The organism is Oscillibacter sp. (assembly GCF_040505565.1).
Classification (GTDB): Bacteria; Bacillota; Clostridia; order Oscillospirales; family Oscillospiraceae; genus Oscillibacter.
Map to the genome: position 1 here is coordinate 64,869 of NZ_JBEUWZ010000014.1, position 11,892 is coordinate 76,760.

General features: G+C 54.0%; 12 protein-coding genes. All 12 read left to right on the top strand.

Annotated elements, in window-relative coordinates:
- Positions 1-23 precede the first annotated feature (23 nt).
- Genes ABWQ15_RS07845 through ABWQ15_RS07900 form a run of 12 tightly spaced genes read left to right on the top strand, consistent with a single transcriptional unit; the run spans position 24 to position 11,880 of the window.
- Positions 24-1,079 (top strand): chitobiase/beta-hexosaminidase C-terminal domain-containing protein, encoded by a 1,056-nt coding sequence (locus ABWQ15_RS07845; protein WP_353908205.1) that lies wholly within the window; start codon positions 24-26, stop codon positions 1,077-1,079.
- 51 nt (positions 1,080-1,130) lie between these two features.
- Positions 1,131-2,534 carry a phage terminase large subunit gene (locus ABWQ15_RS07850; protein ID WP_353908206.1) on the top strand — a complete coding sequence of 468 codons (1,404 nt, stop codon included), beginning with the start codon at positions 1,131-1,133 and terminating at the stop codon, positions 2,532-2,534.
- 2 nt (positions 2,535-2,536) lie between these two features.
- Positions 2,537-4,354, top strand: a complete 1,818-nt coding sequence (locus ABWQ15_RS07855) for a hypothetical protein (protein WP_353908207.1) — start codon at positions 2,537-2,539, stop codon at positions 4,352-4,354.
- A 13-nt stretch (positions 4,355-4,367) separates the two neighbouring features.
- Complete coding sequence (locus ABWQ15_RS07860) at positions 4,368-6,062, top strand: portal protein (RefSeq protein WP_353908208.1); 1,695 nt, start codon at positions 4,368-4,370, stop codon at positions 6,060-6,062.
- A gap of 11 nt (positions 6,063-6,073) precedes the next feature.
- Positions 6,074-7,936, top strand: coding sequence for a hypothetical protein (locus tag ABWQ15_RS07865; protein WP_353908209.1), 1,863 nt, complete (start codon positions 6,074-6,076; stop codon positions 7,934-7,936).
- Between the two features lie 12 nt (positions 7,937-7,948).
- Positions 7,949-8,554 (top strand): DUF4376 domain-containing protein, encoded by a 606-nt coding sequence (locus ABWQ15_RS07870; protein ID WP_353908210.1) that lies wholly within the window; start codon positions 7,949-7,951, stop codon positions 8,552-8,554.
- Entirely contained in the window at positions 8,547-8,990 is a 444-nt protein-coding gene (locus ABWQ15_RS07875; protein WP_353908211.1) for a putative ABC transporter permease, read from the top strand. The genes ABWQ15_RS07870 and ABWQ15_RS07875 overlap by 8 nt, the downstream gene beginning before the upstream one ends.
- 4 nt (positions 8,991-8,994) lie before the next feature.
- Positions 8,995-9,249, top strand: a complete 255-nt coding sequence (locus ABWQ15_RS07880; protein WP_353908212.1) for a hypothetical protein — start codon at positions 8,995-8,997, stop codon at positions 9,247-9,249.
- Positions 9,250-9,299: 50 nt separating this feature from the next.
- The gene (locus tag ABWQ15_RS07885) at positions 9,300-9,638 is read left to right on the top strand and encodes a hypothetical protein (RefSeq protein ID WP_353908213.1); all 339 of its coding nucleotides are present in this window, start codon (positions 9,300-9,302) and stop codon (positions 9,636-9,638) included.
- 55 nt (positions 9,639-9,693) lie between these two features.
- Positions 9,694-9,972: a phage holin family protein gene (locus ABWQ15_RS07890; protein WP_353908214.1), complete on the top strand. Its 279-nt coding sequence runs from the start codon at positions 9,694-9,696 to the stop codon at positions 9,970-9,972.
- A complete protein-coding gene (locus tag ABWQ15_RS07895; protein WP_353908215.1) occupies positions 9,973-10,458 on the top strand; it encodes a CHAP domain-containing protein in 486 nt (161 codons plus the stop codon).
- A gap of 57 nt (positions 10,459-10,515) precedes the next feature.
- Complete coding sequence (locus tag ABWQ15_RS07900; RefSeq protein WP_353908216.1) at positions 10,516-11,880, top strand: hypothetical protein; 1,365 nt, start codon at positions 10,516-10,518, stop codon at positions 11,878-11,880.
- Positions 11,881-11,892: the final 12 nt, after the last annotated feature.

Here is an 11,892-nt window from a genome sequence, read left to right on the forward strand (position 1 = left end):
TATGACGAAAGAGAGGATTATTTATGGCATTCAATTACGCAACCAAATACGCGACTAGAATCGCGGAGCGGTTTAAGAAAGCGTCCATCACGGACGCGGACTGCGGCCACGACTATACGTTTATCGACCCCAACAGCAAGACCATTCGCATCGGCTCTGTGAACACTGTCCCTGAGACAGAGTACAACCGCAGCGGCAGCAATCGCTTTGGTGATGTGCATGACGTGGGCGATACCTTGCAGGAAATGACCTGCGAGTGTGCCCCTGCGTTCAGCTTCACCATCGACGCGCTGGACGGTACGGATCAGGCCATTGAGAAGTCCGCGGCCAAGGCGCTGCGGCGCCAGCTGGACGAAGTGACCGTCCCCGGCATGGATAAGCGGCGCATCAAAAAGTGGAGCATGGGCGGCAATATTCAGATTTTGGAGCCTACCGAACCCACAAAGGTCACCATTGGCGGCTTGATTATCGACGCGGGCGCGGAGATGACGGATGCGCTGGTTCCTCTGGAAAATCGGACTCTGTACATTGGTACGAAGTATTACAAGCTCCTGAAGCAGAACCCCGATTGGCTGGGCGTGGAATCGCTGGGCAAGGAGGCGCTGACCAAGGGCGTCGTCGGAGAGTTCGACGGAAATAAGGTCAAGCCCATTCCCACTCGTTATATGCCCGCCGGCGTGTACTTCTTCATCAAGTACAAGGGCAGCACGATTGACCCCGTGAAGCTCCAGAAGTATGACATTCTGCCTAAGGTGCAGGGTTATTCCGGCCCCGTGGTGCAGGGTGTGACCTACTACGACAGCTTTGTGCTGGGAACCAAGGGCGACGGCATCGCCGTGTGCGGCAACGCTACCGCAATTCTGGCGGCTCCCGCCATGGCCATTGCCAGCCATGCCGTCACGATCACCGCCGTTTCCGGCGTGGTGTTTAAGTACACTGTGGACGGAACCAACCCGCGGTACTCCACCACCGCCGAAACCTATACGGCCCCCGTGACGCTGACCGCAGGCCAGACCATGCGGGCTATCGGCACGAAGGACGGCTGCGTCGGCATCGAGGGGACCAAGGCATACGAATAACCAACAGAATCAGGGGGCCGCAATGGCCCCCTGATTGGGATATCAGGAAAGGTGAACGCATTGGCATACAAGAGTTTCAGCAAAGCGGGCGGCGTGTTCAACATGAACTTTGGACATGCCAACGAAAAACAAAAGCAGTTTTATCAGGCCCGTGAACTGTACGTATGCTACGGCGGCGCGCGAGGCGGCGGCAAGAGCCACGCAATTCGTGTAAAGTCCGTAGGTGGTGCGCTGACCTATCCCGGCATCCGCATTTTAATCATCCGCAAGCACTACCCGGATATGGAAAACTCCCTGATTACGCCCATCATTCAGATGGTCCCAATGCAAATTGCAAGCTACAATCAGCAGGCTCACATTATGCAGTTTGCCAATGGCTCCACTATCAAATTTGGACATTACGACACCGGCTCGGACCTGGAATATCAGGGACAGGAATTTGACTGGATTTTTATAGACGAGGCAACTCAGTTTACAGAAGCACAATTTCGCGTCCTGGGCGCATGCCTGCGCGGAACGTCTGACATTCCCCGGCGAATGTACCTTACCTGCAACCCCGGCGGAATAGGGCATCTGTGGGTGAAGCGGCTTTTTGTTGATCGGGAGTATCGGGACGGCGAGAAAGCGGAGGATTACCGCTTTATTCAGGCCACGGTGGATGATAACCCTGATTTGCTGAAAGGCTCCCCCGGATACCTGAATATGCTGGACACGCTGCCGGACGATGTGCGCCGTGCATGGCGGTACGGCGATTGGAACACGCTTTCCGGCATCTTTTTCCCGGAGTTCCGCAGGGAATCCCACGTAATCGCTCCATTTGTCCACGTCCCGCAGGAATGGAAGAAATACAGGGCGTTCGACTACGGCCTTGATATGTTCGCCTGCCTGTGGATTGCGGTTAATTTTGATGGTCGGTGCTACGTATACCGCGAGGTGCAGCAAAGCGGATTGATTGTCTCTGCGGCCGCAGCCCTGATGAACAGCCTGACGCCGCCCACGGAGAGGATTGAATTTACCATAGCCCCGCCCGATATGTGGAACCGGCAGAAGGACAGCGGGCGGACCATGGCGGAAATCTTCATGGAAAACGGCGTTGGCATAATTAAGGCCAGTAACAATCGGATTCAGGGCTGGATGGCGCTGAAGGAGCTTTTGAAGCCCGTGTGCTCCGATAAGGACCGACCCGGGCTTCTTGTAACAAATGAATGCGTGGGGTTGATTCGGAACCTCCCATCCATTCAACACGACGAGAAAAACCCCTCCGACTGCGCCACGGAGCCTCATGACATTACGCATATTTGCGACGCCTGCCGTTATTTTGCGGTTACCCGCGTGATGGGGGCGCAGAAGATGGAAACGCAGAAGCCGGAGGAATTGGGCGACTCCGGGACGGATTATGACGAGGAAATGACCGGCGGAGAGTGTGACGCTTCCTATCTGAACTACGGAGGGTAACGATGGCAAACTCCATTCTGACAATTAAAAAATTTTTGGGGCTGAACGAGAACCCGGACGGAGACACCAAAATCAAAAACGGTGAATTGTCAGAGCTTCGGAATTTCAGGATCACCATGGACGGGCATTTGCAGGTGCGGCCCGGAAGCGCAACTGTTTTCGATCTGCGGGCCGCGTGGGATGCGTGGTGCGCCGTTCCCGGCAACACAGCGCCCACGGATGCGCCAGCGTTTTCTGGGGCGTGGAGCGGGATTTTAGGGACCTCTGAGACGCTTTTGTGCGCGTTCGGCGGCGTGATTTTCAAAGTGAATCCGTCCGATTGGACCTCGGCGGCGGTCGGGACCTGCACGCAGGATAAAACCTCATTCTTCGGATTTGGCGGCAAAGTGTACCTGCTGAACGGGCATGAGTACAAGGCATGGAGCGGGACCGCCGGGACGAGTTTTTCAGAGGTCACCGGGTATGTTCCCATTGTCCAAACCGCTACTTCCCCGTCCGGCGCCGGTACGACTCTGCAGCCGGTAAACCGGCTGACCGGGCTACGTAGGGTGAAATTTTCCCCCGACGGTTCGGCCACGGCCTTTCAGCTGCCGGAGACCGGCATTTCCGCTGTTACCGAAGTATCCGGGACCAGCGTTACTTACACTACGGATTTGACCGCCGGGAAGCTGACGTTTGCAAGCGCCGTCGCAAAGGGGACCAACACCGTCACCGTTACCTATCGAAAGGGAGACGGTGCCCGGGCGGAAGTCGCCGGAATGCGCTTTTGCGAGACATTCAACGGCAGCACGGATACCCGTGTTTTCCTCTACGGAGACGGAACCAACAAAACGATTTATTCTGGACTGGATTACGACGGGAACCCGACAGCTGAGTATTTCCCGGACCTTTACGAGATGTCGGTTGGCGAGAGCAACACGCCGATCACGGCGCTGGTTCGCCATTATTCCCGGCTAGTCGTGTACAAGACCAACAGCGTTTATTCCTGCCAGTACGGCATCGCCACACTGGACGATTCCAGCACGACGGCGGCGTTTTACTGCACCCCCGTAAACCGGGAGCTTGGAAATGAGGCCATGGGGCAGGTCCGTCTTGTGGAGAATAACCCGCTTTCTCTCTGTTCCAGCAGCATTTACGAGTGGAAATCCACGTCTTCATCCGGGAATCTGGTTTCGGACGAGCGGACCGCAAAGCGGATCAGCGACCGGGTGTGGGTCACCACCAGCGAAATGAACCTTTCCGAAACCGAGACGTTTAATGACCGTGACAATTATGAATTTTGGTTTTGCCGCGGTAACGACGCTTTGATTTTGAACTACTCGAATGATGCGTGGTATCGGTACAGCGGTATTCCGGCGGCGCTGGCGCTTAAGTGTAATGGAAAAGTGCTTGCATTTGGCTCTGACGGAAAGGTTAGACACATATCCAGACAGTACCGGAACGACGATGGGGCCGCCATTGATGCACGGGCGGCGACTGGCTCCATGGACTTTGAAAAAGAGTGGATGCGGAAGTATTCCACGCTGGTGTTTGTTTCCATTCAGCCGGAGGATGGGGCGCGGGTGCTGGTTACCGCTGAAAGTAACCGGCGCAGCGATTATCCCGAAAAGGTTGTCTCCGCAAATATGGCGACTTTCCTACACGTGGATTACAACCATTTTTCGTTTAACACAAACCGCAAGCCGCAGGTAAAGCGGATCAAGCTGAAGGTGAAAAAGGCGACGTTTTACAAGCTGGTGTTTGAGAGCAACAGCGCCACGGCGACGGCCACGGTATTGCAGGCAGATGTGCAGCTTCGGTACTCCGGGAATGTGAAATAGGCTGGAGGAACATATGAGGAATACCTATGAACCGACGCCGCAGAGCGTCTACAAGGACTATCGCGCCGGACTTGACTTCAATAATGGGATTGAGTTGTACCGGAACGTGGAGACCAATGAGAACTTTTTCATTGGTAAGCAGTGGGAGGGCGTAAAGTCAAATGGCCTGCCAACCCCTGTATTCAACTTTTTAAAGCGCGTGGTGCTGTTCTCCGTCGCGAACGTGTCCACGGACAATCTGAAGCTCCACGCGGAGAATATGCCGTCAACCGGAGAGCGGGACCCGCACACTATGGAAGTCCTGACGGACATCATCAACGATCAGTTCGCCAACATTTTCGAAATGAACAACATCGGTTCCTGCGTTCGGGAGTTCGCCAGGAATGCCGCGGTGGACGCAGACGGCTGCACGTATACCTATTTTGACCCGGATGCGGATATCGGGCAGACGGCGAAAGGCGCCATTCGCACGGAGGTTTTGCAGAATACGCAGGTTACCTTCGGGAATCCCAATTGCCGGGATGTGCAGTCCCAACCGTTTATTATCATTGACCGGCGGATGCTGGTGGAAGACGCGATCGACCGGGCTATTGCCAACGACGTTTCGGAGAGCGACGCTGAAAGTATGATTCAGGCGGACGATAAGGAAAACCTCTCCGACAGCAATCTTGACCGGCTGGGCGGCGGGAAAGTAACGGTTTTGCTGCGCCTGTGGCGCGACAAGAAAACAGGAACCATTCACGGGTATGAATGTACAAAAGACTGCGTTGTACGAGAGGACTGGGATCTCGGTATCAAGCTGTATCCGGTTACCTGGATGAACTGGGACTATGTGCAGGACTGCTACCATGGACAGGCCATGATTACGGGCTTGATTCCAAACCAGATTTTTGTCAATAAGCTGTTTGCCATGAGCATGATTTCCCTTATGACGCTGGCATATCCGAAAGTGGTATTTGACCGCACGAGAATTGTGAAATGGGACAATCGGGTCGGCGCGGCTATCGGGGTGAACGGTTCCGTTGAAAATGTGAGCAAAATTGTGGACCCGGCCACTATCTCCCCTCAGATCGCGCAGTTTATTGACCTTGCTGTCTCCTACACGCAAAAATTCCTCGGCGCGTCCGACGTGGCCTTGGGAGACACCCGACCGGACAACACTTCCGCCATTATCGCATTGCAGCGGGCGGCGGCGACGCCTATGGAGCTGACGAAGCAGAACCTTTTGCAGAGCGTTGAGGATTTGGGCCGTATTTACATGGAATTTATGGGCGAGTATTACGGGACACGGTTTGTTCAGATCGCAAACCCATATGACACCGACAAACTGGTTATTTCCTTTGACTTCTCTATTTTGAAAAAGCTGCCATTTCAGATCAAGCTGGATGTCGGTAATTCTTCTTACTGGTCTGAGATCGCAAGCCAGCAGACGCTTGATAACCTGCTCATGAATAAGCGTATTTCCACAGTCGAGTATTTGAAGCGGCTCCCCGCCGGGTCCATTACCGACCGCGAATCGCTTATCAAGATTATGCAGCAGACGCAAACGCTCCCCGATGGGACAATTCCTGACAGTCCGCTCTTAGGCGGAGCGGGGGCCGAACAGCCCCCCTCCCCCGACAGCGGAATACCCGTGGTAGGTGGACGCGGTAACCACGAACTGCAACGGAAAATCAATGAGACGGGAACGGTCCCGCAGGCGATGTGAGGTGAAGTGATATGGCATTGACAAAGTTTACAAAAGATATGCAGGTCATTCAATCGCTGGACGATGAACCCAACGACGTAGGCGGGCTGACTGCGGCGGAGCTGAAAGCAAAATACGACGAGGCCGGCGAGGCCGTCAAGCAGTACATCAACGAGACGCTGACGGTTGAAATTGACGCGAATAAGGCCGACAAATCTGAACTGCAGGATATCGTTCTGGGGCAGATTCCCGAAGGCACGATCACTAAAACCAAGTTGAGCAGCGAGGTTCAGGCGCTTGTTGATAAGGCGGATGGCAGTGTTCAGGAGTCTGACAAGGCCACTACGGAGGAAGCCAAAGCCGGGACTGACGACATCAAGTTTATGACCCCGGCAAAGACGTCTGATGCAATTGCTGCGAAAAAAGCAACTACTGAGGAAGTAGCTGCCGGGACGGATAATACGAAGTTTGTTACTCCTGCCTCTGTGCTTCAGTCTCCCGCTGCTGTTACTGTAAAAGACTGGGTTGAAGGTGTTCGTAAAAAGCTAACAAGTAGAGGTCCATATCGGATTAGGTATGACTTGGATACATTGAAAGCGGTAGCCACGCTGCCGTCTAACACTGTTATTGTATCGTCCCTGATTTGTGGCGATTATGCCGTCGGCCTCCTACGAAGCCCAAACACCGTAAACACCTCGAACTTTGACTACACCGTATACTATTGCAATCTATCAACTGGAGCAATAACCTCCCTCTCGATTCTTTCAAACGTATCATCCTTTTCAACACCCTATTTATATCCAGTATACGGTAGTACCGATTCTTTTATCTGTATGAGTGGCACATCTGGTTTTTACGTAGTAACAACCAATAGAACAAAGACAGCTGATGCATTTAGCTCTAGCTCATTTGGATATCCCTGGATGGCTTGGAAATATGGCACAAGTAACGCAACTCTAACTTACTCACCAGATATGAATAAAATATGGGCTTTGGGAAGATCAAGCACGACTGCCTCTATATCGGTAACCGGCGCGACTTTGTTTCACTCCGATGACCAAGGAGTTTATGCCCTAGTTTCAAATGTTACCAATGGATTTTCTGCTAGCTGGTCAGTGGCAAAATATCACGCAACATCTTCTGACAATGGAAATACTGTATCCTCTGTTGTTTGTGATGCAATCTATGCTATATCTCCTCCGGCTGGTTGGACTTATATGGGTGCCGCTACTCCTGTTGTAAAAAATGGATTTGCCTATATCCTATTCTCTAGAGCAACTGCTACAACGGTTCTAACCTCAACGGTGGCAGTATGCAAGATGAATCTGACTACTGGTGCATATACGTTTTCTAACACGTTTGACATGGGGGTCATACAGAATCTGTACGGGTTCGGTTCATCCGACAAATATGTCTTTTTTACCTACTACGGGGCAACAGGTGTTACTGTGTATGTGTCACTGGAGACAGGAGAAGTATATAAACTTATACAAAAATCCTTCTATGTGGATAATACAGTACCCTATTATTTTTCAGGTGCGCTATCAAGGATTAACTGGATGGAGGGCATACCCTATGATAGGAGTGTGCTTGTGGGAGAGGACTTTAACGATGTAATAGTCGGTTTGGACGATGTGATAGGTGCCTTTTGTGCAGTGAACTATTCTCCGATTCTAGGTAGTTCTGGGGGATCAGGATGTCTGTTTTCATTGCCCTATAACATAAAAACCGGAATAGATGATCCCCTAAATAGGTTCTACCCAATCAATATTAGAAGTGCTGATTCATACTTGTTGAACGGTGCGACGCACTCTTTCATTTCAGTACGAGGAGGCTCAACTCATGTTGTAAAGCAATTACCCTGCTCAAAAGTTGTATCCCTTGAATGTGTTTAACGGAGGTTTGCTATGGTTTATGTAGTTTGCAGGTCAGATGGGCTTGAGATCTATTATGATCAAAAGTCTGCACCGGAGGAATCCATTGCAGTTGAGTCTTTTCCAGAGTATCCGAGTGATGGGAAAACTTATAAGCTGGTTTTTGGCCGCGATACAAGAGAACTTTGCTACGAGGAGGTTGTCACCACTGAACCGGAGTCGCCGCTTGCAGATGTGCAGGCCGCAAAGCTGACGGAGGTCAACGCCGCCTGCGACGCTGCCATTACCGCCGGGTGTGGGGTGACGCTATCCGACGGCACGGCGGGGCATATTTCGCTGACCATCCCGGATCAGATTAACCTTTCCACGGCGCAGGAGGCCATTAAGGCAGGCGGGACCGGCTACGCTTACCATCTGGACGGGGCACTGTGCGAAATCTACCCGGCGGCGGATATCGCAATCATGGCAAAGGGGGCGACCGCGCACGTCCTGTATCACCAGACCTACTGCAACCATGTCCGGGCGTGGGTAAAGCGCTGCACCACCATTGCGGACTTGCAGGCCATCGCCTACGGCGCGGTTTTGCCGGACGATCTTGCGGCGCACATGGCCACAGTGCTGGGAGGCGGAAATGCGTAAGGTCGGGGACGTGATTCTCAGCGGGTTACTGGGCTGCTTCGTTGGGGTTACATACTTTCTTATTGAGGTGGCGTGGAAGACAGCACAGGGCCATCCGCAGGGAATCAACTGGACGATGCTGGTGCTGGCGCTGCTGGTAGGCCTCGTTCTGGAGCGCATGGGCGCGGAGTTGCCGTGGGCTTCTCCAATTTGGGAGCAGGCGCTCTTGTGCGGCGCGGCTATCACGGCGGCGGAGTTCGTGACCGGGTGCGTGGTCAACCTCTGGCTGGGTTGGGGCGTGTGGGACTACTCTGAATTCCCTGGCAATGTGCTGGGGCAAGTCTGCCCGCAGTTTGCGGCCCTGTGGTGCCTCGTCAGCGGGCCGATGATCGTCGGGCTTGACTGGATGCGGTACGCCGTCCGGGGCGGCGATCGGCCGCGATATTACTGGAGGTGAGACATTGGAGAGCATTCTTGTAGCTTTTATTACCGGCGGGCTGGCGCTGATCGGAGTTGTGTACTCAAACAACACCGCCGCCGACAAGACTCAGACGCAGATCAGCACGGCACAGGCCGTCACCGATACCAAGCTGGAGGAGCTGACCCGGGAGGTGCGGGAGCACAACAACTTTGCAAAGCGCGTCCCGGTGCTGGAGGAGCAGATCAAGGTTGCAAACAACCGCATCAAGGACCTGGAGGACGCGGCAAAAACGTAATCCAGCCGCCGAGGGGCGGCAGAACATAAGATTGAAAGGAAGTATACATCATGAACAACATCAAGGAAGTCAACCGCATTATTGCGAAATACACCGCAGGCAAAGCCACGCTGGAGGAGACCAACGCCGACCTGAAGCAGCTGGGCGTTGATCTGCGGCTCAATCCCGGCAGGAACACCCTGACCGAAGCGGAGATCGCGGAAACCGTTGTAGGCGACACTCCCGCCGAGGCTAACGGTATGGGCCTGATGGATACCGGCACCGGCACTCTGGACAAGGTGTATGTCGAGGACGGCAAGCTGGTGGACAACGATGTGGGCGATATGTACGCGCTGTGCATTATCGGCGGTAAGGTCTATCGCGTCAAGGGTGACACACTGGCGGAATAATATGGATTGGGGCCGGGGGCCCCACGGCTCCCGACCCCGTGCGAAAGGAGCATTTATGGATATTAGTTCTCTTGGCATCGCGGCAGTGGCCGCTATCACAACCATTTGCTATCTGGTGGGCCTTGCGGTCAAGGCCACACCATGCAACAACGACAAATATATCCCCATCGCATGTGGCGCTGTGGGCGGTATTCTGGGCCTTGTGGCGCTGTATACCGGCCTTCCAAACTTTCCCGCCACCGACCCGCTGACGGCGATTGCCGTGGGTATTGTGAGCGGCCTTGCGGCGACCGGCGTTAATCAGGCGGTAAAGCAGTTGAGCGGAGGCAAATAAATGGCGGGCGAACAAATGACGAACGATGAAAAGCGGGCAAACGTCCTTAAATGGGCAGAGTCCCAGCTGGGCGTGATCGAGTACCCGTCCGGCTCCAACAAGGTCAAATACAATGATTGGTTCTATGGCGCCGCCGGACACAATTACGCCTGGTGCATGGCGTTTGTGCAGTGGGTGTTTGCCAGGGCCAACCTGCCGCTGCCTGTTAAAACGGCGAGCTGCACCGATCTTGCCGATTACGCGAAAAAGCATAAGCAGTGGGTCACAAGCGATTATAAACCCGGCGACATCCTCTTCATGCACTGGGGGAAGAATGACGCGATCACGGAACACGTGGGCATCGTCGTGTCCGTAAAGGGCATAGTGGTGGTCACGTATGAGGGCAACACATCTCTCACCAGTCAGGCCAACGGTGGCTGCGTGATGGAGCGGAACCGGGCGTATGCGAATATCACTGGGGCATATCGGCCCTGGTACAACGTGTAAACAAAGCAACAGGGCGGGGCGCTGCCCCGCCCTTATTTTAAAAGAGAGGTGGATACGATGGCAAAAGGGCCTGATATGTCCCGTGATATGTCGAAAGCGGGGCAGACCGTCCAGCAGGGGAATCAGTCCGTTACTTATGACAGCGACGGCTACGCAAAAAGCGCTACGAAAACATCGGATAGTCCCGGCTATGTGGTGGACGGTGTAACTTACGGCGGCGGCTCTGGCGGTGGCAGTTCAAGCGGCGGCAGTACCTCCGCAAGCAGTACGCAGTATTCCAGCGGGGCTTCTGCGACCAGCGATTATTCTCAGTATTTGAAAGACCTGTATGCTTCGCAGACGGCCTCTCAACTGGCGGCGTTGAAAAGCGCCTACGACCAGAATACGTCAGATTTGAAGGCGCAGGCGACAAAGATTCCGCAGACCTACTATGCCGCACGGAATGATGCGGCAGCTCAGAATGAGGTTGCGAAGCAGTCCTTCAATGAGTATGCGGTGTCCCGTGGACTGAACACCGGCACGTCCGGGCAGGCGGCGCTTGCCAATTCGGCGGTGCTGCAAAAGAATCTTTCATCCATAAGTACCAGCGAAGCGGACGCGCTGAGTGAAAACGCGCTGGCGGCGCAGAAGCTGAAATTTCAGTATGATTCTGCTATCAATCAGGCGCAGGCCAGCGGTGATACTCAGCTTGCGCAAGCGCTGTATCAGGAGTACGTCCGGCAGTCAGAAGCACAGGCGGCGGAAGATTCGGCGGCGCAGTCTCAGTCCAATTGGGAAAAGCAGTATGATGCACAGCAACAGCAGTATGCGAACAGCCAGAACCAGTGGCAGCAGGAGTTTGACTATAACAAGACCAGCGACGCGCAGACATATGCTAATAATCTGGCAAAAACAATGCTTAGCATGGGTGTGATGCCGGATTCCTCGACGCTGGCAGCGGCAGGCATTTCCTCCGCCGATGCGCTGGCTATGAGACTGGCAGTGCTGCAAAGCGCGTCTGCATCCTCTGTAAAAAGCACTTCTACAAAAAAGCCCAGCGTGAAAAGCAGCGGAGGCAGTGGGAGCGGCAACACTCCCGTAGCTACATACGACAACGGGAGCCTCACGCCTGCGCAGGTTAAGACACTGCAAAATTATTACGGTGTCCCTGCAGACGGGGCGTGGGGCGCTGCTTCTTCTAAAGCTGCCGGAAGCCTGGGAGCAGATCAAGCTTGGTATAATTACAAACTGAACTCCGGCGGGTCTACCGGTGGTATGGGGATCGCAAACTACAACGGCTTGAAGCGCACCATTTTGACATACGCAGGGGCCGGAAAGAATGACAGCGCGGCATCTTACATCGCTGCAAATTGGGATAGCCTGAATTCTGTACAGCAGAGCGATCTTAAAAAATACTTGGCTGAAATCGGCATCTCGATTTAACAGGAGGGCCAA